Annotated in this window: 22 protein-coding genes and 2 pseudogenes; 4 read left to right on the forward strand and 20 right to left on the reverse strand. The window is 48.6% G+C overall.

Features of this window, described 5'->3' with window-relative positions:
* Nucleotides 1-214: hypothetical protein (locus tag ACUHMQ_RS15990; RefSeq protein WP_445296462.1), on the forward strand; the 214-nt coding region annotated here is incomplete at its 5' end.
* A gap of 284 nt (nt 215-498) precedes the next feature.
* On the opposite strand, the gene ACUHMQ_RS15995 is transcribed toward ACUHMQ_RS15990, so the two are convergent.
* The 19 genes and pseudogenes from ACUHMQ_RS15995 to ACUHMQ_RS16085 all read right to left on the reverse strand — a co-directional run bounded on the left by ACUHMQ_RS15995 (nt 499) and on the right by ACUHMQ_RS16085 (nt 24,239).
* Nucleotides 499-1,251, reverse strand: a complete 753-nt coding sequence (locus ACUHMQ_RS15995) for a class I SAM-dependent methyltransferase (RefSeq protein WP_445296463.1) — start codon at nt 1,249-1,251, stop codon at nt 499-501.
* Nucleotides 1,252-1,400: 149 nt separating this feature from the next.
* Nucleotides 1,401-2,249 (reverse strand): FkbM family methyltransferase, encoded by an 849-nt coding sequence (locus ACUHMQ_RS16000; RefSeq protein ID WP_445296464.1) that lies wholly within the window; start codon nt 2,247-2,249, stop codon nt 1,401-1,403.
* A gap of 24 nt (nt 2,250-2,273) precedes the next feature.
* Nucleotides 2,274-3,167: an ABC transporter ATP-binding protein gene (locus ACUHMQ_RS16005; protein ID WP_445296465.1), complete on the reverse strand. Its 894-nt coding sequence runs from the start codon at nt 3,165-3,167 to the stop codon at nt 2,274-2,276.
* 5 nt (nt 3,168-3,172) lie between these two features.
* Nucleotides 3,173-4,012 carry a hypothetical protein gene (locus ACUHMQ_RS16010; RefSeq protein WP_445296466.1) on the reverse strand — a complete coding sequence of 280 codons (840 nt, stop codon included), beginning with the start codon at nt 4,010-4,012 and terminating at the stop codon, nt 3,173-3,175.
* Nucleotides 4,013-4,016: 4 nt separating this feature from the next.
* Nucleotides 4,017-7,511: a tetratricopeptide repeat protein gene (locus tag ACUHMQ_RS16015; protein ID WP_445296467.1), complete on the reverse strand. Its 3,495-nt coding sequence runs from the start codon at nt 7,509-7,511 to the stop codon at nt 4,017-4,019.
* A 53-nt stretch (nt 7,512-7,564) separates the two neighbouring features.
* The gene (locus ACUHMQ_RS16020; RefSeq protein ID WP_445296468.1) at nt 7,565-8,365 is read right to left on the reverse strand and encodes an ABC transporter permease subunit; all 801 of its coding nucleotides are present in this window, start codon (nt 8,363-8,365) and stop codon (nt 7,565-7,567) included.
* A gap of 294 nt (nt 8,366-8,659) precedes the next feature.
* A complete protein-coding gene (locus ACUHMQ_RS16025; protein ID WP_445296469.1) occupies nt 8,660-9,013 on the reverse strand; it encodes a hypothetical protein in 354 nt (117 codons plus the stop codon).
* Nucleotides 9,014-9,310: 297 nt separating this feature from the next.
* Nucleotides 9,311-9,664 carry a hypothetical protein gene (locus ACUHMQ_RS16030; protein ID WP_445296470.1) on the reverse strand — a complete coding sequence of 118 codons (354 nt, stop codon included), beginning with the start codon at nt 9,662-9,664 and terminating at the stop codon, nt 9,311-9,313.
* Nucleotides 9,665-9,810: 146 nt separating this feature from the next.
* Nucleotides 9,811-9,898, reverse strand: a pseudogene (locus ACUHMQ_RS16035) (prepilin-type N-terminal cleavage/methylation domain-containing protein); the annotation flags it as partial.
* Between the two features lie 80 nt (nt 9,899-9,978).
* A complete protein-coding gene (locus ACUHMQ_RS16040; protein WP_445296471.1) occupies nt 9,979-10,170 on the reverse strand; it encodes a type IV pilin protein in 192 nt (63 codons plus the stop codon).
* A gap of 82 nt (nt 10,171-10,252) precedes the next feature.
* Nucleotides 10,253-11,842 (reverse strand): HD domain-containing phosphohydrolase, encoded by a 1,590-nt coding sequence (locus tag ACUHMQ_RS16045; RefSeq protein WP_445296472.1) that lies wholly within the window; start codon nt 11,840-11,842, stop codon nt 10,253-10,255.
* 46 nt (nt 11,843-11,888) lie between these two features.
* Nucleotides 11,889-14,255, reverse strand: coding sequence for a GspE/PulE family protein (locus ACUHMQ_RS16050; RefSeq protein WP_445296473.1), 2,367 nt, complete (start codon nt 14,253-14,255; stop codon nt 11,889-11,891).
* A gap of 6 nt (nt 14,256-14,261) precedes the next feature.
* Complete coding sequence (locus ACUHMQ_RS16055) at nt 14,262-15,029, reverse strand: MBL fold metallo-hydrolase (protein ID WP_445296474.1); 768 nt, start codon at nt 15,027-15,029, stop codon at nt 14,262-14,264.
* A gap of 52 nt (nt 15,030-15,081) precedes the next feature.
* Complete coding sequence (locus tag ACUHMQ_RS16060; RefSeq protein ID WP_445296475.1) at nt 15,082-17,307, reverse strand: CHASE2 domain-containing protein; 2,226 nt, start codon at nt 17,305-17,307, stop codon at nt 15,082-15,084.
* A gap of 6 nt (nt 17,308-17,313) precedes the next feature.
* Nucleotides 17,314-18,108 carry an FHA domain-containing protein gene (locus ACUHMQ_RS16065; protein WP_445296476.1) on the reverse strand — a complete coding sequence of 265 codons (795 nt, stop codon included), beginning with the start codon at nt 18,106-18,108 and terminating at the stop codon, nt 17,314-17,316.
* A 22-nt stretch (nt 18,109-18,130) separates the two neighbouring features.
* Entirely contained in the window at nt 18,131-18,961 is an 831-nt protein-coding gene (locus ACUHMQ_RS16070; RefSeq protein WP_445296477.1) for a Stp1/IreP family PP2C-type Ser/Thr phosphatase, read from the reverse strand.
* The gene (locus tag ACUHMQ_RS16075) at nt 18,958-21,537 is read right to left on the reverse strand and encodes a CHASE2 domain-containing serine/threonine-protein kinase (RefSeq protein WP_445296478.1); all 2,580 of its coding nucleotides are present in this window, start codon (nt 21,535-21,537) and stop codon (nt 18,958-18,960) included. The genes ACUHMQ_RS16070 and ACUHMQ_RS16075 overlap by 4 nt, the downstream gene beginning before the upstream one ends.
* 141 nt (nt 21,538-21,678) lie before the next feature.
* A complete protein-coding gene (locus ACUHMQ_RS16080; RefSeq protein WP_445296479.1) occupies nt 21,679-22,539 on the reverse strand; it encodes a J domain-containing protein in 861 nt (286 codons plus the stop codon).
* Entirely contained in the window at nt 22,530-24,239 is a 1,710-nt protein-coding gene (locus ACUHMQ_RS16085; RefSeq protein ID WP_445296480.1) for an Hsp70 family protein, read from the reverse strand. The genes ACUHMQ_RS16080 and ACUHMQ_RS16085 overlap by 10 nt, the downstream gene beginning before the upstream one ends.
* 224 nt (nt 24,240-24,463) lie before the next feature.
* Between ACUHMQ_RS16085 and ACUHMQ_RS16090 the strand changes: the two genes are divergently transcribed.
* From ACUHMQ_RS16090 to ACUHMQ_RS16100, 3 genes are all read left to right on the forward strand, one after another.
* Nucleotides 24,464-24,988, forward strand: coding sequence for a cytochrome b (locus tag ACUHMQ_RS16090; RefSeq protein ID WP_445296481.1), 525 nt, complete (start codon nt 24,464-24,466; stop codon nt 24,986-24,988).
* Nucleotides 24,989-25,091: 103 nt separating this feature from the next.
* Nucleotides 25,092-25,634, forward strand: coding sequence for a YceI family protein (locus tag ACUHMQ_RS16095; RefSeq protein ID WP_445296482.1), 543 nt, complete (start codon nt 25,092-25,094; stop codon nt 25,632-25,634).
* A 55-nt stretch (nt 25,635-25,689) separates the two neighbouring features.
* A complete protein-coding gene (locus tag ACUHMQ_RS16100; protein WP_445296483.1) occupies nt 25,690-26,259 on the forward strand; it encodes a YceI family protein in 570 nt (189 codons plus the stop codon).
* A 116-nt stretch (nt 26,260-26,375) separates the two neighbouring features.
* Here ACUHMQ_RS16100 and ACUHMQ_RS16105 read toward each other — a convergent pair.
* Nucleotides 26,376-26,480: pseudogene (locus ACUHMQ_RS16105) on the reverse strand (IS5/IS1182 family transposase); the annotation flags it as partial.

The raw sequence follows: 26,480 nt of genomic DNA on the forward strand, positions 1-26,480 counted from the left end.
GCGGTTTACGATCCACGCTTCCTTCCCACGCTCGGTCGCCCTCACGCAGTTGCGCTTCACTTCGTTCGCTGTGATCAACTTACGGCGGGACTTCCACCCGCAGGAGTGCGCCCATGCTGGGCGCACACAAAGCAATCGCCCCCGTACAGAGCACGAGGGCGAAAATTTGGTGCCCGGCACATCGGGCTCGACCGGACTGGAGCCACTCGCTTAGCTATATCAGCCTGCGAAGTGGGTATAGTTTGCCTGTGGTGTGTTACAAACTTTTTGCATATAAAAGTAAAACAATCATAGAATGATTTTATACTAATGAAATGTGAGGCAGTAAATATGATTTACTGACCTTGATGCCAGAGTATTTAATTGCTTGAATCAGCAATCAAGCATTCAATAAAGATTGATACCGCCATACAAGCACTATTCGCTTCTCTTTAAAATACAGTTAACTAAATATAAATGCAGCCATTATTATATTAAATAATACGGAAAGACTTCCACTTACTTAACAGTTATAATATGCTTAGCCCAGCTGGGCACTTCCCTATAATAAGCATGAAAACCCTCTGAAAAGCTAAGGAAATTAAACCCATTTTTCTCTGCGAGCCTCCTAAGGCTTTCCCTGGAAAACAAGCTGATATGCCCATTACGCGGAGAGGCATACCACCAGCTCAGCCTTTGGTTAGGAACGATATTTCCATCCGACAATAGTGTCGCAAAAAAAATGATTCCATCAGAAGAAATTAGCGATGTTAAGTCCGACATCAAATCTCGAACATTTGGAACATGCTCAAAAACTTCAAATGCAGTAATAAGATTAAATCTCCCCAATTGATCCAAGCCTACATTTTTATCAAAAAAAGGGTCAAACGATGTTGACCTCCAACCAGCATCTCTTAGTAATCTAGAAAGTAGGCCATTACCACCACCATAGTCCAAATGATTAATAGACCCTTCATTTCTTATGAAAGAGATAATATCTTTTGCATTTTCCCTCGGTCTCGAATCTAGACAACCTGGATCCACAACGACATACTCATCATTGTATATTTTTTCCTCAAACTCTCTTAATCCCCATTTCGCAATCTCCGGTGCAAAACAAAAGCCACAAGTATCACATCGTGCATAATAGATAGCTACCCCTGAAAACCGAAGAAATTTGCCAGATGGCTCAACACATGATTTGTTAAAATCAACCACATCTAACCAAGAGCAATCCCCATCACAAATTTGACAGAACAGGCTATCTAGCATTTCCTAACACGCCTTCAATCTAAGATACAGCTTTAAGGAATTCAGCGTTAGCCAGAGAACCTATCCCAAGATAACCCTAGACATAAACAACATATAAACAAGCAGTACAATGACAGAAACTAAATACAGTCACACTGCATAAAACAGGTCTAGTACACAACACTTACTGGTATACCCGGCCTCATCCAATTGTCTTGTGCAGACAACACCGGCACAAAATTATTCACCTGAGCAGATAATTCTGCCGGTATACAGAATACATTCACAGAAACTGTATTTCCGAAAACATTAGTTACATTATCTGCATAATTCTTATCATTAAACATTAATGGCAAATGCCACCATGCTGCATAACCTAATTCAAATATAAGACCTAGTAATGCCTCAGATTTCTGAATTCGATCATTCTCAACATAGAGTATTGGTCTACATCTACCAATTGTTTCGCGCGCCCCTTGCAATACAGAATATTCCATACCCTCTACGTCAATCTTTAAGAAATCTAAACGCTGCAGATTAAAGCTATCAAGAGTTCGAACAGTGACCTCCTCATAGCCAGCCTCAGCCTTTCCCTCTAATAAAGAAACTCCACCAATATTCACCTCCCCCTCAAGCAGATAGTTAGGTACTCGCATAATACTAGGCTCATAGCTGAGGCCACACTGATAAGCATCTACATTAAACTGTTCATTCAATGCAAGATTTGCACAAAGCATTTGATAAACACGTCGTTGGGGTTCAAAAGCTAAAACACGGCCTAGGTTTCCTACAGTCTCCGCAAAAAATAGTGTGTGAGTACCAATATTTGCACCAACTTCAACAACCACATCTCCTGCATACACAATTTCTCTAAATAGTGAGACCTCTGATTCCGAGAACTCTCCATACAAATCAAGTGACTTACCAACATATTGGTCATTAACAAAGTACCCCATTACACCGTGTCTGCATTCCCGTACTCTACGAAAATTTCCATCTAATAGTAGTTTGGCACTCACGTTAATTTCCTTTAAATCAAGAGACTAGCTAGCCTGAATATATTGAAGAAATACTTGTTCCAGGGAAAATAAGGACTTAACCTCGATAACTTGATGCCCTGCTTGTTGGAGCATATTTAAGAAGGGCCATAGAGCATTCGGCTCAACCTCACCATACCAATCATTACCGCTCTGCCGGCTCATCCCCTCAACAAATGCCTCTCCATAAGTACGTATAGCTAAGCGGCCGTTCATACCTAAAAGGGCCTCCCTAGACTGCACCGTACGTAATACCCCTTGATGGATTAAAGCATATTTGTCAGCCAAACGTTCAACATCATGTAATACATGTGAGGAAAAAAATAGTGTCCCGCCAGTACGATGGTACTCTTGCAAACAATCTACCGTTTCCTTACGTCCTACCGGATCCAATCCTGACAGTGGCTCATCCAATATTAAAAGACGGGGCTTGCATGCCAAAGCATGCGCCAAAGCCGTTCGTTGGACCATTCCTTTTGAGAACTGCCTAATTCGTTTAGTTGCTACATGATCAATACGAAAACGGGATAGCCACTCCAGACAATGCTTACGAACGTCAGGTACAACCACACGATGCATATGGACACCCATTTCCAATATTTCTAGCGGTGTAAGGTAGTCGTATAAGGACGGGTTCTCTGGCACATACGCTAATCCTTGACGTGCTCTAAAGTCATCAACCGAAAGTCCATGCAACTGCGCCAAACCCGCAGAAGGCTTGCTTACACCAACTAATATTTTGATTGTAGAACTCTTACCGGCTCCATTTTGACCAATAAAACCAAAGGCCTCACCCTCTGCAACTGAGAATGAAATACCATGTAATACTTGGCTAGATTTAAAACGACTATTACGATAATATTTTTCTATATTTTCCAAGAAAATAGCTTGACTCATCATGCACTTCACTTAGTTTTTGGAGATAATTGCATTGCAATCTGTGGTACCCCATTGGAATCTAAAACATAACCATCACCTAAAGGATCAGTTGGTATATTAGAAATGATTTTTTTCTCTACCAATTGAACCAGTTTATCTGGAGGATGCCCAAATTCGCGTTGATACTGCTTTGCTGCTGCTTGAAGAACCACTAAACCATCTAAGCGCGCAGCTCGTGCTGTAAGCAAACTTACGACTCTTGGATCATTACTGCTGCGGGCCATTGAAGCTATTACATTCCTCGCCTGCGCAGGTTCATAGCCGCGCTCAAACCAACGGGCCGCAATACTACGGAGACTCGAGCTATTACCACCAACAGATCGTTCTGCGGCTAAAGTCAAATCACGTGCACCACCAATAAAATCTCGATAAAAATAATACTTATTAAATCCACGAAAAAAAGGAGGAAGCGCATCCTTATCTCGGGCATTCGTAGCATAGTTAAGCACGGTTTGGGCAGCATCAACTTGTCTATTCCATGCAAGAATTGCCGCTGCAGTATAATAATTATCCTCATGACGAGGGTTCATTTGTGCAGCTGTAACCTGGACCTGTGCTAAGGTTTCGTATGTATTAGCCTCCAGATCATGAGTACCAACAGTAAGTGCACGAAATACGCCAATGTTAGCCGAAAGATAGCGATCTCCACATGCAAAGCCCAATTGAACTAAAGCAGGAATAGCAACTGACATTTCAGCCTCTCGCCTCGGCTGAGGATTACGTGTAAACCACATAACAGTAGTAGCGAATACCAACCAAGATATTACGATAATCACTACTCTATATATGTCTCCGCGCTTCATCATCAGTTCACTCCACCACACGTGGACCAGCAATAAGATGTAAAGCTTTCGCAACTCTTTCTATTACTTCTTGCCAATTGTTTAATTGATCTTGCCTAAACAAACGCATTGAAGAATACCAAAATGTATGATCTCCCATATCTTGCCAACGCCAGTCACAGTTCTTAGATAGGAGAAGCCAAACTGGTCGTCCCATTGCGGCAGCAAGATGGGCCAATGCAGTATCAACAGTAATCACAAGATCAATTTGGCTGAGTGCGTTTGCAGTATCCTCCCAATTAACTAACAAGGGTGCAATATTATGTAACTTTTCAGCAGCCCCTGGGACGAACAATACTTGATTAGATGCTTCATCTTTCTGCAAGTTACACCAATCTATGTTGGGTATATCTAATAGATTCGCTATTGCCTCAAATGAACAATCTCGCCTATGCGTATCACGATGATTTGGGTTACCAGACCAAACAATGCCCACCCTTAAATTATTCAACTTCTCTAATATTGAAAGTGCAGAATGCCCTTTTTTTATCCTCGGCTGAATTACTTCAGCAACACCTCGACCAACAGAAGCCCCAAGATCTAATATATATGGCAGACTCATTAGTTCAATGTAGGCATCACACTGAGGCAGACTTATCCGGGCTTGGCTTCGAGTACACACCACATATTTCATATCTAGATTATCAAAGAGTGGCAATAGACCATCCTGAAGCACCAAGATAACCTGACCATCAATACGGTCAAGTAGATGAATAAAGTTTAACGTATCACCATACCCCTGCTCACACAGTACTAATAGTTTTCTGCTCCCCAGCATTCCCCCATCCCAACGTGAATATTGCTTAAGCGCGGGAATAACATTAACAGCACTATCAGCAGTATCCCCAATCAGCCTACTTTCCCAGTATTTCCACCCTTCGCTCCATCTACTAACCCTAAAATAATACTGAGCCAACCACATCATGCTGATGTTATCTTCTTGGTCTTCTTGAATTGCAAGCAAAAATAGCTTCTCCGCCTCTTTCCAATTATCACGCATAGCTAAAGAAATCGCTTTATGACGCGTAATCTGAGGCCAATTCGGATCAAGCTCCAATACCTTATCCATATCCTCGCTTGCTTTTTCCCCCTCACTACACCTCCAGCGTATATCGCTACGCTTACTATGCAGTAGTGCAGACATCGGGAATAGGCTAACTGCACGCTCCAGCACCCAGCGACTAACTTTTAGATGGCCAAGCTCGTCGAGCATCGCACCTAAATGTAGCCACGCCTTTTCGTGCAAAGGGTTACAGAATACTGCTTTCTCTATCACTTGCAATGCCTGCTCATGCTGACCGGCTTTATTCAAACATATTCCAAGATTAACTAGAGGATTTGCCCAACGTGAATATATTTTCAGTACTTCCTGATAATCTTCTGCTGCACCGGCCCAATTTTTCTGCATACGCCGTACTTGCCCACGCCAGTATTTAAACTCTACCAAAGTAGGGTAAGTTGCAATACCCTGCTCTGCAAGTTCTAACACAACTTCATAATCTTCGTGTAACCAAGTCCACTCCACTCTTTTTATAAGTAAAGGAGGCATACTAGCCGAATCAATTTTTACCTCGTCTAAAATTCGACAAGCAACGTTATATCTCCCTAATGCCGCTTCTAGATACGCACATGCCAGTGGCTGAGTTTGTCGTACTCCGTGAATTTTATTAATTGTATGCTCATTAAGACGAGAAGCATCTTCCAACCATACCAAAGGAACATTATAGTGCTGATTAATTAAGCTACATATTGCACCTGAATAATCTGCTTCTTGCCACTTATCATAAGCATCCCATTGTAAGAGATCTTTCCCAGCGAGCTTATTGCGAACTAATATTGCTAGCGCCTCTTTTATTCTACAAATAACTTCTGACCAACCTTTATCGCATTCTCTTTGTCGAAATAAACGCATACTGGGATACCAAGGGGTACTTTCTACGTCCCTCATCCATCGCCAATCTGCATCATATGGCAAGAGTACCCAAACAGCTTTACCCAAAGCACCAGCAAGATGTGCAACCGAAGTATCGACACAAATTAAGAGATCAATATGCTCCAATATGGCTGCAGTATCGGCAAAATCAGTTATTTCATCAGATAAATTTACAATAGAAAAGCCTAGGGGCGGGGACATTGCCTGGTCTGCGCAGGGACCTTTCTGCAAGCTTACAAAACAAGTTGAAGGCACTTCACCAAGAGGTATAAATTCACTCAATGTAGAAGATCTATTTAAGTCATTTCCATGAGCAGGGCTACCAGCCCAGACAAGACCCACCCTAAAACCATCTAAATTTGACAGCCGATCACACCACTTCGACATCCGCTCCGGGTGCGCCGCCATATAAGGTTCAAAAGTAATATCATTTACATTTTGGATAAAAACCTTCCCCAAACTGAGTAAGGGAATTTGCCACTGATATTCTAGATCTAGCTGTTCAATATCTTTTCGCGTCTCTGCGCCATGTTGCGTTTTCAGTAACTGAATAACATCAGGATAGCTAGAGAAAATTACACGCCCCCCATACGATTCAATTCTTCTGAAAAAACGCATAAATTGAATTACATCACCTAATCCTTGTTCACTATGTACATAAACAGCCTCTCCATTCAACCTCCGCCCATCCCATTCAGGTATATGTAGTACATCATTAGTTAATGGCCCTCCAGGACCAAACCGAGAGTCAAACGCAGACCAACCTTCCTCAAATTGGCCAAGAGATAATAAAGTCAAACCCAAATTTAATTTAGAAGTAGTATGATTTGGCTCCAAAAGCAAAGCTTTACGATAACTCTGCAATTCATCTACCAATTTTCCTTGCAAATGCTGAGCATAGGCAAGTATATGCCAATACCCATATGATTGCTCATCAGCAGGTTCAATCAGAGCGTTCGCTGCCTCAAAAAGCCTTCCAGACGCCAGAGCTAATATTAATAGCCTGCGTCCTAATTTATCTTGACCAGGTAACTGACGCCATTTCTCTGCAGCAGCAGCAGCAGAAGCAAAATATCCCAAATTTGTTAAGCAAGTAACAATAGAAGCTGTTGCATTTGGTGTAAGCGGGTTCCAATATAAAGCACTACGTAAATGGGAGATCATGTCTTCAGGTTTGCGCATAGCCTCCGCACAAGCTGCTCTCTGACAATAATAAATCCAATTATCCGGGGAGATCTCTAATAGCCTCTTATATTCAAGATCGGCATCAGCAAAACGTTTTAAGTTGAATAATGCTAGTGCAAAATTACCTCTAGCAATTTCGTGTTCTGGTTGAGCATGCAAGACCCTCTGAAGATATTCCAACGCATCTGCTGAGCGGGTACGTTGGAGCAAAAGAGTTCCCAATAACTGTGCCGCCTCAATATTCTCAGGCTCTGCAGCTAATATGTCACGATAAACCTTCTCTGCCGCTGACCAGTCTTTTTCCTGATGCAGCCGAAAACCCTCTTGCAAAGACTCTTTAGCCATACTCCAACCTCAATTAATCTCTCTAGAGAAATCAGCAACAATGAACCAACTGATCAATTAAACTCTCTGCGCTCAAATATCTGCAGCGCGATAACCAATAGTACTATCACATACATACTCGCGTGGACAATTCCAATCCAACTCTGGCTACTTAATGGCACCGAATACAGTATACTGTCACGAAAGTCGAGAGCACCCAAATTTGGCACTATATACCCAAAGAATTCTAAAATAGGCATATAGAAAGACGCTTGATCCGCATAGCCACCATTAGGATCTTGTACTAACGCCAGTACTGTTCCATAACCTCGTGCTATGAAAGTAAAACCAACGCCTGCAACGAGTGGCAGTAAGCTACTTGTTGCCAATGTAGACAGCAACAAACTGAATGCTGATATAACCATCGCATCCAATCCAATACCTAAGCAGACAAAAACGAAGTCACCACCAAAATGAACATTAAATACCTGTCGATACCCCACCCCGCTAATAGCAACCATTCCATAAATTGCACCTCCTAGCAATAGTACACTTACTAATAGAAGCGCCACTATTCCCAAATAACGGCCTATTAAATAAGTCCATCTTGGAGAGGGGTAACTCAAGGAGAAAAGAACAGTTCGCTTAGTAAGCTCATGAGCCACGAGTTCTTGCGTCCAAAACAGTGCCAACATGGCCATAGTAAGACGCACACCAGAAATACCAACATCCAAAGCTACAGTTTGCGGATGACGTCCTGAAAAGGTGCCAGCCAAGTAAGCTAGTAACACAAGACATATCGCAACACCACCAACAACGCGTAAACTACGACTACGGACCCCAGCCAGCCAAGTTGAAAAGAAATGAGTATACATATATATACATTAGCATTTAGAAAGGACTTTTCACAATATGCCACAAATGCTTCAATAGGAGAACCTATTCTTCACAGTACGCTATTTATAGCGCCATAAAAAAAGAGTCCATCGACCTGGACTCTTTATAATCATCTACTTTTTTAGCACTACATGCAAAAACTAAAGCCAAAGCTTTCTAGAATAATATTAAGAAAGCAGTCCCCACAAAATGACCCAATTACTCAATTAGTTTAGCTATCATCTCAGATGGTAACGGCATTACCAACAATAAAATGAAAGACATCTAATACATTAACAACCACTAGCTAACTTAGGTGTTGATGGCTTTGGAGAAGAAATACTACTTGATTCACATTGCCTTACAGAACCACCCGCACTAGTACCACCAAAGGTATGCATACCTTTCTCATTAGCTGTAGTAACTGCCACCCTGGTTGCATCGGTGTCATAAGACATTGCTACATTAGCTGAAATGTTCAGCGTAAATGGCTCTAATACATATGTACCAGTACCAACAGTCTCGGTCTTTGCTTTTGTTGTAGACGAAATTTTTGTTTCAGCGGCATGTGCGTTTAACGGTGCAGCTAGAGTCAAAGCCAGCATAGAACCCATTACCACAACTTCTGTTGTTTTCTTCATGTCCATTTTAGCCACCCAACGTGGTAAAGTTAGTTTTTAAATAGATAAATGTTATAAATTCCGTTAATAGTTTCTATCCCATTCGGAATTATAAAGCCCACAACGCAGATATACTGAGCACAGCATTCTAAAACACTACCGAACTGACCAATTGTGATTGATACACACAACCAAAACGTAACAACCACAATCAGTCAAACTGGCTTAATCTTTACTCAATCGTGTACTACACATGACAACCTAAATTAGCAAGCTATGAACACTTAAGCTCAATCACATGCAGACATCGACGACCGCTATGATTTAGCAACCAGTATCCAATTTAGGTGTCGACGGTTTTGGAGCAGAAAGGCTGCTGGATTCACACTGCCTAACCGAGCCACCATTACTAGTACCGCCAAAGGTGTGCATACCCTTCTCATTAGCAGTAGTAACAGCCACCCTAGTTGCATCGGAGTCATAACTCATAGCTACATTAGCTGAAATGTTCAGCGTAAATGGCTCTAATACATATGTACCAGTACCAACAGTCTCGGTCTTTGCTTTTGTTGTAGCTGCAATTTTTGTTTCAGCGGCATGTGCGTTTAACGGTGCAGCTAGAGTCAAAGCCAGCATAGAACCCATTACCACAACTTCAGTTGTCTTTTTCATATCCATTTCGAATCTCCTAATTAGAAGTAAGGCTAGAGATAAAGCTACTAATTATTGCTGGGAAGCATTAGAAGCAACAAATGCTGTCAATGCATTTTTTGCGTCAGATTGAGCAGCTTTATCTTGGCCCTTCTTCTGGTATTCAGAGAACTGAGGGATAGCAATAGCAGCCAAAATACCAATAATGGCAACCACGATCATCAGTTCAATCAAAGTGAAACCCTTTTGAAGCTTTTTCATGTGAGAACTCCTAGCGGTTGGTTAATACAACAAATTTTACATCTGGCAACTCAGGTCAACTGATAGCAAGGAGTATGCCATCAACTTTGTGGTCCATGCGCCTGGAAATTAACTAGGGCGTTTCTCGCATCTGATAATGCTGCCTTATCATTTGCCTTCTTCTGGTACTCAGCAAACTGTGGGATAGCAATCGCAGCGAGGATGCCAAGGATTGCAATAACGATCATTAGTTCGATCAGTGTAAAGCCCGTTGTCCGCGGTGAAGACATCATAAGCACACCCTATTCAGCATGTTGATACTTCCTAACAAGTGACAGTTAGCGCTACACATTCTAGGCAAGTCCTGCTAAATATTTAGCCATTTGAAGCTGCCAAAGACAGCAACTCATCCTCATCCACAGCATCTATCTGGGCGGGCTCCAGAAAAGCCTTGGCGTACTCCAAATAGACCTTTTCGCGGATGAATATCTCAAAGAGACAAGCATCAACATGTTGATCATGCGTCATGCGCGCCAGGATAGTCAGGGACTCGCTCAGCGTCTTACCTGGTTTGTAGGGCCTATCTCGCGCAGTCAGTGCCTCAAAGATGTCAGCAATCCCCATCATACGAGCCTGAGCGCTCATTTGCTCCTGCGTCAACCCTCTCGGGTACCCCTTGCCATCCATACGTTCATGATGACCACCCGCGTATTCAGGCACATTGGCTAAGTGCTTAGGCCATGGCAATGCCTCTAACAAACTAATCGTTACATCAATGTGGTGGTTAATAATTTTTCGTTCGGCAGCTGTCAACGTACCGCGAGATACGCAGAGATTTTCCAACTCCTCATCGCTGATAAAGGGAACAGAGTGACCATTTTCGTCAGTCCAGCGATAAGCGGCAATTTGCCTTACTCTTTCCTGCCGTTCAGGGGACATAAATTCACTACCTAGATTCATCTGTCGCAAGAAAACTCGGTCTCTATCGTACTGAGCTAAAGCTTCCTGATAGGCTGTTTCAGTCTGTTCCCCACGAAGGAAGGCGATCTCCGCATCGCGTTTCAATACTTCGAAGCGGGTATCGATCAATTTAATCCGGTCAAATATCGTTTCGAGCTTGGTGGATTTATCAACCACATGAACTGGCGTGGTAATTTTACCGCAATCATGCAATAAACCAGCAATTTTCAGTTCGTACCGGTCTTTCTCCGTCATCTTGAATGATTTGAATGGTCCCCAGTCAACACGATCAACTGCTTCAGCCAACATCATTGTTAATACTGGCACCCGCTCGCAGTGGCCGCTTGTATAAGGGCTTTTATCATCAATAGCCGCATTAATTAATTTAATCAACGCCTCAAACAATGCTTCAAGTTGATTAATTAACTGCCTATTCGTCAGTGCTATAGCGGCTTGCGATGCTAAAGATTCGACTAAGCGTTGATCGGCAATCGTGAAGGGACATATTGCTCCATCATCGCCCAACGCATTAATAAGCTGTAGAACTCCGATGATCTCGTTTTCATGGTTACGCATCGGTACCGTAAGAAAAGACTTCGAGAGATAACCATTTACCGCATCAAAGTGCTTGGTACCTGAAAAATCATAGCCCTGGGCTTGATAGGCATCTGGAATATTGATGGTATGACCAGTCAAGGCTGCATAGCCCACGACTGTACTGAAATCAGATGAACCATCGGGACGATGTAGTGAGATAGGGGGAATTGGGGGTTTCTTGCCGGTACTACCGCCTAGCGCGATACCCAATGAGGAAGTACGTACAAATTCAAAATGCAGCTTGTTGTCTTTCAACAGATACAAAGTACCTGCATCGGCTTTGACCAAGTCTTTCGCTGCTATCAAGATGTGCTCGACAAGACAGTTAATGTCTTTTTCGCTGGATAGGGCAATTCCGATCGCATTCAGCCTATCGAGGTGCACCATGAGTTCGTCAGCGCTCTGCATAGACTTGACCTCATCCCGCAGCCAAGGCTGCCTGACTACATGATTACTATTTGATACACACTGCGCGCACCTGATGAAGATCGGTAGCGCCTTGCAGTACCTTCTCAATGCCATCCTGCTTGAGAGTCCGCATACCTTCCTCCAGCGCCACAACCAAGAGCTCCGCTACTCTTGCATGCTCTTGGATCTTCTTTTTGATTGCATCTGTACCAACCAACAATTCATGCAGACCAAGCCGACCTTTATAACCACTTTGGTTACAAGCCTCGCACCCAACCGGCTTGTACAATGTAAACCTACCCGACTTATCTGCGTATTCTCGCCGCCATTCATCCAACAATGCCTGCTGCGCAGCAGTTGGATTCTGCACCCAGCGGGATGAATGACTCAGCTCTTCAGCGTACTCCGTCAGAATCAGACCAATTTCGTCATCATCTGGCTGATAAGGCTGCTTACACTTGCAAAGCCGCTTGGCTAAGCGCTGCGCCAAGATGCCCAGCAGCGCATCAGAAAAATTAAACGGGTCCATCCCCATATCTAGCAAACGGATAATCGATTCAGGTGCAGAGTTGGTATGTAAAGTGGCCAGTACCAGATGCCCCGTAAGCGATGCCTCAATGCCAGTCGACGTTGTCTCCTTGTCCCGCATTTCGCCAACCATGATCACATCAGGGTCAGCACGAAGGAATGCTTTCATCGCTGTTGCGAATGTCAGCCCTGCCTTGGGATTCATTTGTACTTGCCGCAACCCCTTCTGGGTAATCTCCACTGGATCTTCCGCCGTCCAGATCTTGGTCTCCGTGGTATTGAGATACTTCAGCACGGAGTGCAAAGTGGTGGTTTTACCCGACCCCGTGGGCCCACACACAAAGAATAGACCATAGGGCTTTGATATAACCTGCTTGAGGGTGGCTTCGTTATGTTTACTGAATCCCATCTTATCGAGCGGCATCGGCTCACCCGACGCCAGGATGCGCATCACCACATCCTCCATTCCACCCGCAGTTGGCACAGTTGCCACGCGTAATTCAATATCCAGAGGGCCGAACTTCTTGAACTTGATTTTGCCGTCCTGTGGTTTGCGTCGCTCTGAGATATCCAGGTCGCACATGATCTTCAGGCGAGTAACGATCGGGTCGCGGTACCCGGCGGGCACTTCGATATAGTTAGTAAGAGAACCATCCTTACGGAAACGGATCTCAGTTTTGCTTTTACCAGGGAAGGGTTCGATATGGATGTCCGAAGCACCTTGATGGTAAGCATCAATGATGATCTTGTTCACCAGCTTGACTACTTCATTGTCCTGAGCCATAGACAATGCTTCAGCACTTACGCCGGACTCTTCGTCGTCATCGTCAGCCATTCCCGACAGCAAGTCGCCGATACTGCTGCTGTCAAAGTCACGCCCGGCGCCGAAAAAAAGATCTAGTGACTGGCGAAATTCCCGTTGGCCGCAGACGCGATAGATTAACTTCTTCCCGGGATAAACCTGGCTGACAAGGCCATTACTGCGGGCTTTTTCTGGGTCAAGCGTCAGTACAAGAATTCCGTCCTTTAGCTCCTCCAACGGTAGCCACATACTGGACTCTGCAAACTCCCGCTTCAGAGTGCGGAACAGATCCAACGGACGAACACGCTCAGATTTGAATGGCTCGTAATCCACGCCAAAATACCGACCAAGGGCGGCACCCAGCTGAGCGGGAGTGACGCGGTAATCGTTGAATAGCACGTCTTCAATCTCCGTGCCTTGCTCCCGCGCCGTCTTGATGGCTTGCTCCAACTCTGCCGACGACAATACCCCCTCACCCACCAATGCGTCGTACTTGCCACGCCCCAGTACAGGGCTGCCAACCTGCCGTTGGCGAAGTGCGATTGCCAAGGTGTGGCACAGCTCTGTCACACCCTTTTCTACCAGCGGTGGAAAAGGTCGCCCAGCGCGATTATTTATCAGTTGCACCACACCCAATAGCTCGCAGGACTTCTCGTCTACCACCGGCGCCACCATCATTTGCTTGGTGCGATAACCGGTTCGGTTATCAACCTCCTGCAAAAAATGAAGTTGTGGACTCAACTGCTGCAATTCGGCCGAGTCATAGACATCCTTGATATTGACCAGCTTTTTACTCAAGGCAACATACCCGGCAATACTGTGCTCATTTACCGGCAGCTTGATATCCTGGGCGGAATTCAGCCCTGTCTTTACTTTGGAGACAATGGTCTTGCGTTCCGCGTCGACGACATAGATAGTCAGCCGATCTGCATTGCAAAGGTCGCAGATATCCTGACTTACCTCCAACATGATCTCGTCCACATGGCTAGTAGCGTGGATCTTATTGGTGACTGCCTGCAAATCTTGCCTGAACTGCAGTTCAATACTTAATTCAGGTGCCGAGGATTTGTTGGCATGCGTCATGTTTTGTCAGAACTCCAGGACTTGGCCGTTCTTGAGCATCTTGGGCCGGAAAGTAGTAGCAAGCTCGGTTATTTCCTGCATAGTCAGCTCAATTTCGCCGGGCTTCAGATGAGTGATATATATCTCAGCCAGTATCGTCAGTTTCTGCAACTCACTGACCAGCATATCCGGGCATAGGTGGCATGAGGCTTCGGCGAGCGCGCGCTCATGGTTACAGAAAGCCGTTTCAATAATCAGCGCCTTCAAATTGCCGATACTATTGATAATAGGCCAGAAGGCGTCATTCACCGTTGTATCGCCAGTAAATACGATGCTGGCACGACCTGAATCTAGCTGATAACCAACTGCAGGAACCGTATGCACTGCAGGCAAGGCTGTAATCGTCAGATTGTTTTCTGCTTGAACAACATCGCCAAGCTCGAATGGCACAAAACGAATGAACGGTGCCATTGCATTGGGAATGACTCGAAAGTCAGGCCAGACTTTCCAGTTGAAAATATGCTCACTCAAGATATCCAAGGTAAGCGTACTGGCATACACCATCAACGGCTTGCTGCGCATGGCGCCGACGGTATCGACCAACAGTGGCAACATCGCGATATGGTCAAGGTGGGAGTGGGTGAGGAACAAATGGTCGATCTGCACCAGTTCAGCGACAGAAAGATCTCCCAAGCCGGTACCTGCATCGATGAGGGTATGCCGCCCGACCAGAAAGGAAGTCGTGCGCTGGCCGCCGCCTATGCCTCCGCTGCAACCCAGCACCTTTAGCCGCATGTTCTGTCCCCTACCCCGTCTCGCGTACAGCACTGCGGCGACGGGACATCACTTACTTGCTATCAAATTCATATACGCCATCCCAGTCCTCGGGCGGCACAAATTGACGAAAATGCGCGATACGTTCGAGGTAAAGCGCATACAGCACACTATCAGGATGCTGTTTTTGCAGATTCAATAACTGCAACTCAGCCATGTCCCAATTCCGGCTCCGATAAAGCTTCAAAACCTGATGAAACAACTGAATCTCACTGACTAACGTTTTATCTATCTCGTTTGCCAACCCCAGTGGTTCATAGACTGTTACAGGTTCATCCTTACCCTTGACCTTTACCCGGTCAAGCTCCCTGAATACCAACGTATCACCAGCCGCAACCCGCGTCGCTTCTCCAACCAATATGCCGACACCGTAACGCTTGGTAATGCTTTCCAGGCGGGAGGCCAAATTCACAGCATCCCCCATTACTGTATAGGCTTTACGGATTTGAGAACCCATATCACCCACCGTCATTCGGCCTGTATTAATACCAACACCAATTTCGATAAGCGGCCAACCACGCTCCTTCATACTGGGGGCCAGCCCCCGAATAGCCCGCTGCATGGCCAAACCAGCCAATACCGCATTACGTGCGTGATAAGGATCATGGATTGGCGCTCCCCAGAACGCCATCACACAGTCCCCCATATATTTGTCGATGGTACCTAGATATTGGGTACGAATCACTTCCGAAAGCGAAGTAAGGAATTCGTTCATAAAGCGCGCCAACTCCTTTGGCTCCATGCTTTCTGAAATCGTAGTGAAACCTCGCACATCGGAAAACAGTACCGTCAGCTCACGGCTTTGCCCCTCCATAGAATACTTTTCCGGTTGCTCGCTCATCTTTGCAACCAGTTCTGGCGGTACATACTGCCCAAACAGATTGGCCATCTGTTTCTTATTGCGCGATTCAAAGAAATAACCACACGCCATTGAAATCGCATATAGCAACACGATGGACAACAAGGTGGCAGCCAACGGCAGTGCCAGATGAGCCCGTTGCCACAGCGCGAAATTGCCGAGTATCACAGCCAGCAGCAATACCACCGTCGCCATTGTCCCCATCAAAGGACTGAGCCTGAGCAGTGCGAATAGCAACAAGCCGCCGCAGACGATAATCAGAAGTATCTCTGCTGCACGCAGATAATCGGGCTGGCCGGGCAGACCATTGTCCATCATGCCGGCAATCATATTGGCGTGTACTTCAACACCGGGGTAGACCGCGCTAACAGGGGCAACTCGCAAGTCCAATAGCCCCGGTGCTGTCGTACCGATCAACACCATGCGCCCCGCCAAAACCTCCCGATTAACCCTGCCCTTGATCACATCGCTAGCGGACAGATACGTAAAACTACGCGCCCCACCCCGATAAGGCACCAGAGCACGAATATGCTCGTCCACCGGGACATTTACAGGACCAACCTTCAGCCATTCCAGTGGTTGATAAGACTTAAGCGGCGAGGCGCCGTAGATAGGCTCGATTGGCGGAAAATTAAGGTAAGTCCTTACCATCGCCAGAGATAGCGACTCGTAATAACGCCCATCGTGTTCGACCAACATGGCGACACGGCGGGTTACGCCATCAACATCGGTCAGTGGATTGAAGTGCCCGGATGCCGTAGCGCTGCTCATCAATACGGGCAGATTGGCGCCATAACCCGGCGCCTCTATCGCAGCAACACTACGGCCTTTGAAAACACCGGCCTGCAAGACTGGCTTGGGCAATACGCCAGAACGATTCCCATTGGCTTCAAAACTGAAGTAATACCCCAGGACCACCGTCCGGTCACGCAAACTGTCTGCCAAATGCCCATCGTAATCCAGTTGTTTTGCCAAGATACTGAACTGCGACTGGAATGCGGGGTCATCCTTGAAAGTCGTCCCCGCCAATTGCTTTAACACCGGCAAACCGGAACTGTCGTCCTTCTCTGCAAAAACAATATCGAAGCCGACAGCCGCCGCTTTATATTCCTGTGTGAGCTTGTCAACCAGCTGGGCAACCAGATTACGTGGCCAAGGCCAGCGGCCCATTTCCGCAAGGCTCTTCTCATCAAGATCGACCACCACCACCCGCGGGTCGACCCCGCCCGGCATGGTTTTGACCAGCCGCGCATCGTAAAGCCAGAGATCGATCTGCTCGATAGCCCTTGGCCGCCATAACTGGTCGGCATAGCCCAGGAAGAATCCCAGTACCAATGCACTCAGCAGTAATTGCAGCCAATATCTACGGAGCGTTTTCATTCTGGTTTACTTGTAGAAGAACTCCATCCTGATTCCCGCAAGTTCAATCACATCGTGGTTCTTTAACGCTTCCGCCTGCACCCCGATTTGTCGGCCGTTAACCAAGGGCCTGCTACCACCTTCAACATGGGTAAGGAAATACGCGGTATGCCGGCGGGTAATGATGGCAACCTGCACACCAGGTTTGCCCAGTGACGTCAGGTTCTTGGTCAGATCAAGCGACTTACCTGCATTTGCACCCGACAATACCTTGATGGCAGCTGGTCGTGACGCATCTGAAACTGGTACAGCCGTGGCATGTGGTTCCGGCACAGCAGCGCCATTGCTGACAGGGGGAGGCACTGCAGCGGTGGGTGTGGGTACAGGAGCCGGGGCTGGTGTCGGCAACTCCATGACCGTATCCGCCGCAGCCGATGCTTGTTGCCCTGCGGGAGGCATTGGTCTCAGGTCACCAGGACGGATGACCATGGTTCTATCGAGATCATCCTGAGGCGGCCTGCTGGACTTTACGCCGCCTTCACTCTGATATTTGAGCCGATACTTTCCGATCTCGACGACATCATTATCCTGCAATAACTGCCGCTGTATGGGCTTGCCATTGACCATCGTGCCGTTGGTGCTGTCGAGATCGTCGATGAACAGATCCTGGCCGATAATGCTCAACCGGGCGTGCTCGCCAGACACGGCAAGGTTATCGATCTGCAGATCGTTATGCGGCTTGCGTCCAATACGCAACGTATCGCGCTCGAGCTTGACCTCACGCAATGTCACGCCATCAAGACTAAGTACTAATTTAGCCATCGGTGTTTCCTTTTAAACCACTTCAGCGACCAAGCCAGCCCATCAGACGGGCCCCCAAGCCGCGCGCTGCGGGAAATTTGCGATTAACGCGAACCAGAATGACAGAGACGTTATCGCGTCCTCCGTTATCGTTCGCCATTTGTATGAGTTGTTCTGCCGCCTTGGGCAAATCGGTGTTCAAATTATTCAACACCTTGGCGATTTCCTCATCATCGACCATGTCATTAAGCCCATCGGAACAGAACAGATATAGATCACCCAGCGCCACATCGTAATCATTCAACTCCGGATCCAGCTGCGGATCGATGCCAACAGCGCGTGTCACCAGATTCTTATTCTGCGACTGCTTGGCCTGTTCCCTAGTGATGACGCCATTGTCCAGCTGCTCTTGCAACAGGGAATGATCACGGGTCAATGTCTGCAACAGACCATCACGCAGGCGATATAGGCGCGAATCCCCTACATGCGCCACAGTTACCCGATTATCAAAAAACAACCCTGTCACCAGGGTAGTACCCATACCGGCGCACTGTGCCTGGCGTTGCGCAGTCTGAAAGATAGCCAGGTTTGCTTTTTCGATTTCCAACCGCAGGATGCGATGGGCTGCGGGCTTTTGGCTCATTGCCTCCGTCAGATAGGGTGGGACGACTTCAATGGCAGCCTTCACACCTTGCGATAGCAGCGTCGTGGCGATACCGCTGGCCACTTCGCCAGCGTTATAACCACCCATACCGTCAGCCAGAATCACCAATCCTGTAGTCGGGTCGAAATCAATTGCATCTTCATTATGGCCTCGCACCATACCTGGGTCGGTAAGCCCAACCATCTCAAGCGCGTTGGCAAGTTGTGTCATTGGCGATTCTCTTTACACGTTGCCGCACACTGCTTCAGTGCATCGGCAAATACCTGCCCAGTTTGAAAACGCTCATCCACGTTCTTCTTCATTGCCTGATCAATCACGTCAACCAGACAATCGGGCAGGTTGGGATTCAATTCCTTAGGACTACGGTAGGATTCATTGGCGATTCGGAACATCAATTCCGCCATCGATTCCCCTACAAACGGCAGCACCCCCACACTCATTTGGTACAACATTACCCCCAGGCTGAACAGGTCGGAACGACCATCGATCTTTTTACCCGACAACTGCTCGGGTGACATATAGCTTGGCGTACCGAGAACCATCCCCGTACGCGTCTTGCTGGAATCCGTAATCCGTGCGATGCCGAAATCCGTAACCTTTACCACGTGGGTACCGGCCTCGTACATGATATTGGCCGGCTTGATATCACGATGCACCACATTCTGCCTGTGGGCATAATCCAACGCCTCTGCCGTCTGGATGATGATGTTCATCACCTCAGGAATCGGCAACAGTTGGCCGACCTTGGTGTGCGGGGCCAAATCCTTGCCTTTGAGGAACTCCATCGCGATATAAGCCAAATCATGCTCTTCGCCCGCATCATAAATCGTCACGATGTTCGGGTGATTAAGCCGTCCCGCAGTTTCCGCCTCCCGGAAGAAACGTTTACGGGCATCCTCCAACTCATCAGCTTCAAACTCCTGGCTTAAAGCCAATGTCTTGATCGCCACAACACGGCCGATCTTGGGGTCCTTACCCAAATACACAATTCCCATTGCGCCCTTGCCCAGCTCTTTCTCCACCTGGTAACGACCGAGCATGGGCTTTTCAACAGCACCATCCGCAAGGATCAGGGTGCTCGCATTGCCACCGCCGCCACCGCCCCCCAGCACCACGGTTTCGGCCAACTGCTTCGCACGGTTGAGCTTCTGTTCCAGATCCTTGAAATTGGGATTGAAATCCGCCATGTAGCGATAAACGATTTCAGCCTTGTTGAACTGCCGCTTGCGCTCAAAGTCCAGCGCCAGGTTGTACAACGTATCCAGCATCGACTCATCCATCGGCACCTTGCGGAACTTGTCAAAAGCCATATCAAGCTGCCCTTGGCTCTGGAATGCCAACCCCAACATACGATTCGATTCCGCAGCACCAAGTTCGGACTGCTCCTTGCCACGCTCCGTCAACAGGAAGCGCTTGGTCGTCAGCACCAGATGGCCAAACAACAGCAATGCAGCCGGCGTCATCAATTCCAACCAGATCATCTGTGTCGACATCAGAACAAAATGGGTAACCACCAGTAATACGAACAAACTGCCGGTAAGAAACGCAGCCGGCCCAGCCTTAAGACGGGGCAGAACAAGCATCAAATATGCCGCCACCACCGCACACAGCAATAGTTTGAGCCAATATGCCCAATTGGGGGCCGTGAAATAATGCTGTTGCAGAATGCTGGAAACGTTGTGCGCCAGCAAATTAACCGGCGACATGCCCACGCCGCGCGGGGTAACAAACGTCGTACCCAGCCCTGACGCTGTGGTGCCTATCAATACGATCTTGTCCTGGAACTTGCTCGCAGGCACTTTGCCGGACTGCACATCAAAGAAGGAATCCGTCGTAAAGGCAGGTTGGCTGCCTTGGTCTGGATAGAAATAAGTTAGCAAAGCCGAATTTGGGTCGGTACGCAGCGTCAACCCACCCAGCTGCACCGCGTGACCGAACTGGGTAACGACCTGCTGAGGTGGCAGATTCAGACTCTTGGCGACAGTCAGTAACGCCAGCGACGGATAAAGCTTGTCGTAATAGCGCATGACCAGCGGCTCGACCCGTACCACGCCATCCGCGATATCAGGCAGACCGGTCAAATGGGCAATCCCAGCCGCTTTGCTGCCGATGGCAGCAATCGGCGCCACCATGCGTATGCTGGGCACAGGCAACCCACCGCTTGGGTCGCCGCCGCCGCTCACCTCATTACGCTGCACATAGGCAGGCGTTTCACCGTCTGGATTACCTTTTGGCTCGCCCGGATCCAACAACATGGGCAATAGAACATTCCCGGCATGCCCAATGCTGGAGGCCAGTTGGCTGTCAAAATCGAGCTTGGCGGCAGCCTCTTCGAGTAATGCACCAAAACGGTCGCCCCCCGATGGTGCGGTAGCGGTCGCAGACTCACTTTCTCCACCGACATTAACCTCACTGGGCTGAACAGCCTGTTGTTCACGATAAAGCTTCAGCAACTGCTTGATGTAAACCGTCCCCTTATCTTCCTGGGGCTCCGTAAACAGAACAGAGCTGACGATAAGCTTAGGTTTGCCTGCAGCGAGCTTATCGAGCAGCTGGGCATGGACATCACGGGACCAAGGCCAGCGCCCGATATTGTCGATGCTGGCCTGGTCGATCGCGATGATGGCGATCCGATCGCTCGGATGCCGTTCGGTCACACTCAGCCCGCTGTCGTAGGCTTTACGTTCCAAAGCAGCCAGTAGATTGGTCGTCAGGCCAGTCACCGCAAACACCACCACCACCGCCAGACCGACAAACCAATCTGTTTTCCAGAACGCCACTTTCATTGAAATATCCTCAAACCCGCTCGCTTTCGATTGCAGCAAGATTAGATGGCGGGAAGCTGCAAAGCCAACATATAAGCCATTACTTACTGCTGATGCACTACCACAGCCTTATATAACTCTACGTGTTCCTACACCTATGCATCAAACCGCAAGTAACTTTCGCTGAAACAGCGTCCAAGCTTCAGGGTGGTATTCCTCCAAATGTCGATGATCCCGATGCCAGCCGAACAGCGCCGCCGCTTGACGGCTGAATACCACGGGCAGCGGCTCGATATCGGACAAACCCACCATGAGTTCAGCCTCGAAAAGATGACGCACATCTACATTTACCAGCATATCGTCATCGATCATTTCAGCAAGCTTGGCAGTAGCGGTTGCCTCGCTGCCTGACTCAAGCTGGTCGAGCAACTGGTCAACGACAGCCAAAGCCTCCGCCTCACGTAACCGCAAGCGCAGCCACTCCACCGTACGCGGGTCGGCCTCCCCCAACCAGTTGCCTGGCTCGATCCAACCAAAGAGATGGATCGCTGCGCGCAGAAATTCGTCGTGATTGGCTGCAATATCGCAACAGACCCAAAGCATGCCGTTTTCGAACATTCGCCATAGCTGTGGATCGTGTTGTCTGGCATTCGGCAGATCCAACTCCTTCAGCGTAGCAGCCAAGGCCTGCATCGTTTCCTCGCAGGTGCCATGCTCATTCAAGCGTGCCAGCGTTTCGATATAGGGCCGCAACTTCGCTTCCAGTACCGAATCACTATGTTCAGCCACTGGCGGCCCACTCGTCTCCACCGTAGGCGCAGGCTGTTGGCTTAACTCATCGGCAGCCCACATCGCCGCCTCAAATGCCGTACGCAGCGCTTGAAAAGCCTCAGCATCGTCTTCCGGTCGGTTCGCTTTCAATAGCTTGGCGTATGTGCGCTTCACTTCACGCTCATCAGACGTGGGCGCAATCCCCAGAACTTGCCAACAGTCCTTATCGGTCGTCATATCATTTACAGCCAACCTTCACCCTCCACCTCATCCAGCAATCGCTTCAATTCCTCCCGACCTTTCGCGATCGCGGTTTCATCCTGCTGTTCCAACAGCGCCTGAAATTGCGCACCTGCCTGCGCTACCCATTGACGGTCTTCACCCAACAGTTGCTGGTACATACGGTCCAAGCGTGCCAGCAGGGTCGCGTTCGGCAACAGTTCCCGCGGATGAATCTTCAGTTTGGCCAACGCCTGCAGCTTCTCCTCGATTTGCTCAGGTGTAAGCACACCGGGGTTTTCTTCAATGACCAAGCGGTGCTTCTCACCCGTGGTTTCCACCGTCATCTCCGCTTCCAGAAGACCATTCACGTCATAGGTAAAGCGTACCGATACCGTTGTTTGACCCGCCGGCTTGGGCGGTACGGGAATCGTGATTTCACCAAGGAAGATATTGTCTTTTACCTGACGGCTCTCGCCCTGAAAGACACGAACATGCAAGGCTAACTGGTTGTCGACGACCGTGTTGACCGACTGCTCACGCGATATGGGCACCACCGAATTTCGTTCGATGATGGGCAGATAATAACCGGGCTGGAAGCGGCCAGGCCCCGTCTGCTCGCTGATTTCGATACCAAGCGTGTAGGGACAGACATCGGTCATGACTACTTCATTCAGTGCTGCATCACGCACCTTCAGACCCGCCATCACAGCCGCACCTTGGGCAACGACTTCATCCGGGTTGATATTCATGGCTGGCAGACGACCGAATAACTTGGCCACCAGTTTGCGGATGATCGGCTTACGTGTCGCCCCACCCGCCAGCACAATCTGGTCGAGGTCAATCGCCTTCAAGCGTGCATCACGCAGAGCACGCTCGATAGGTTCTCGCAGGCGTTTGAGCAATGGCTCGCTCAAAGCCAGGAATTCACCCTCACAGATCTCCCAACGCAGCCATTCGCCGTTATGAACCACTTCCATAACAGCACTGTTGGCATTGCTCAGCGTCCGTTTGGCCTGTTCCGCCTGTTTGCGCAATGCCTGGTACAGATTCGGGTCAGCCTGTTTGTCGACCAGCCCCTTTGCCTTGCCTACATTTTCGACAAAGCCGTCGATCAAACACTCACTGAAATCCTCTCCGCCAAGGAAGTTGTCACCCGCAGAAGCACGCACCTCCATCACGCCCTCAAAGAGCTCCAGAATGGAAATGTCGAAGGTACCGCCACCGAGGTCGAATACAAGGAAGCGGCTTTCCGGATCGCTCTGGTGCAAACCATAGGCCAAAGCTGCGGCTGTGGGCTCATTGACGAGGCGTTCCACCTTCAGGCCAGCAAGCTGCCCGGCAATCTTGGTCGCCTTTCGCTGCGCATCACTGAAATAAGCCGGCACGGTAATCACCGCTTCCTCAATCGCACATCCAAGGAAACGTTCAGCATCCGCCTTGAGCGACTTCAGCACCAGGGCGGACAGCTCTTCCGCGCGGAATCGTTGCTCCCCAAGCCGTTCGGTACGGTTGGACCCCATATAGCGCTTGAATACCGAAGCGGTGAACTGTGGGTGCGTCAACAGACGTTCACGCGCGGCTTGGCCTACCAATACTTCACCACGGTCATCCAGTCCCACTACGGACGGCGTAAGCATCTGCCCAAGTGCGTTGGGGATCATCACTGCGTGGCCATTCTGCCAGACAGCCGCCAAACTATTTGTGGTGCCAAGGTCAATGCCAAGAATCATGGGTATACGGCTTTCAAGCGCTCATCTGATTTAATGAACTATTTTACGCCAGCACACACTGTACTTCGGCAGTTCATTACTGTATTCATTGGAAATTCATTCATATTTTCTGAATGAGCTGATGAAAAAGCTCCGCTATCCTGCCATGCTGCACCATTGAATAATGCCAAAGCATAAAGCGGGCTCGGGGACCGGGCTCCAATCATTAGAAAGGCTTATAAAAAATGACCGTCAAATACACGCTTCCCGCGCGCGTGCTGCACTGGCTAACCGCCCTTGCCATTATTTCGGCCTTCGCCCTGGGCTTGACCACAGGGGGTATGGAAGGTTTCAGCATGCAGAAACTCAAGCTGATCAATTATCACAAGTGGGTTGGCATTACGGTGCTGGGGCTTGTCGCCCTGCGCCTGTTATGGCGGCTTACCCATCGTCCCCCAGCACTCCCCACCAGCATGGCCAACTGGGAACGCCTTGCCGCACATCTGGGACATTTGGCGCTGTATGTGCTGATGTTTGCTGTACCGCTTGGCGGTTGGCTGTATTCATCAGCCAAAGGCTATCCCGTCGTATGGCTGGGTCTGGTCGAGCTGCCCAATCTGATGGACAAGGACGATACAGTCGCCGACAGGATCAAGCAGATGCACGAAACAGGCGCATGGGTACTCATCGCTATCGCTGTAGGCCACGCTGCTGCTGCCCTCAAGCATCACTTTATCCAGCGTGACGATGTACTAAAGCGCATGCTGTGAAATTAGATTGCATGCGAATAGGAACCGTTTCGCACTTGCAATGACAAACCCTTGTTATTTTTCTAATGCCGGCCCTAATGACCTGCTTTTCCAGGAGTAAGCAATGCGTCAAACCGCTCTGATCCTAGCCTTATTAGCCAGCACAGGCCTGGCCCATGCTGCACCGGCCGACCCGAGCAAGAGTTCGCTCAAATTTGCATTTACGCAAATGAATGTTCCGGTGGAAGGTCAGTTCAAGAAATTTGCCGCAGATGTGGCGTTCGATGCCAACAAACCCGAAGCCGGCAAGGTCAGTATCGCCGTAGACTTGGTTGCAGCTGACGCAGGCAGTTCGGATGCCAATCAGGCCATGCAGATGAAGGAATGGTTCAATACCGCCGCTTTCCCCAAGGCCACGTTCACCGCTACACAGTTCAAGTCGCTTGGTGCAGGTAAATTCCAGGCTACTGGCCAATTTGGCCTGAAAGGCAAAACTGCGTCACTGAGCGTACCCTTCACCGTCAAGCCTGATGCAGCCGGTCAATGGTTTGAAGGCAGCTTTCCACTGTCGCGCCTTGCCTGGAAAGTAGGTGAAGGTGAGTGGAGCGATGTCGGCACCGTGGCCGATGCCGTACAAGTCAAATTCAAGTTGTTCATACCGAAGTAAATTAAGCCAAGTAAGCTGTAACGCACTCAACCAATACCACAGGAGAACAACCCTCATGCAAGTCAAACTGATTGCCTCCCTGCTCGCCGCTGGCCTGTCCGCTGCTGCATTTGCCGCACCAGAAAAATTCGTCCTGGACGACACCCATACCTATCCGTCTTTTGAAGTGAACCACCTGGGTTTCTCCATTACCCGCGGTATGTTCAAGGACACCCAAGGCAAGCTGGAGCTCGATCGCGCAGCCAAGACCGGCATGCTGGAAGCCACGATCAAGACCGCTTCGATCGAGAGCGGCCATGAAAAGCGCGATGAGCACCTGCGCGGCAAGGATTTCTTCAATGTGGCCGAATTCCCGACTGCCGTCGTGAAGGCTGACAAGTTCGGTTTTGACAATGACAAGCCGATTTCCGCCGAAGGCACCTTGACGATGCTCGGCGTGACCAAGCCGGTGAAGCTGAATATCGTCCCAATGAAGTGCGATATGCGTATGGGCAAGGACTTTGTCTGTGGCGCTGATGTCACCACCACCATCAAGCGCAGCGAATGGGGCATGAAGGCTTATGTGCCATTCGTGGGCGACGATGTGAAGATCAACGTACAGGTTGAAGCCGTCAAACAGAAGTAAGCACAGGCCTGCTCTGCTGTAGAGAACCTTCGGCTCCTTCAGCACCGCGAACAAAACAGGCGATGAAACTCATCGCCTGTTTTGTTTTTCCGCAAAGGCTAGGGTCTGTTGACGTTTCACATAGGTAGCCATAGAAACCCACAGGCCATGGCAACCATGCTTTCATAGTTCCGTTTCAGTTTGTCGAACCGGAACGCCACTGCACGGTAATGCTTCAGCCT

This window comes from Chitinimonas violaceus, from assembly GCF_052601015.1.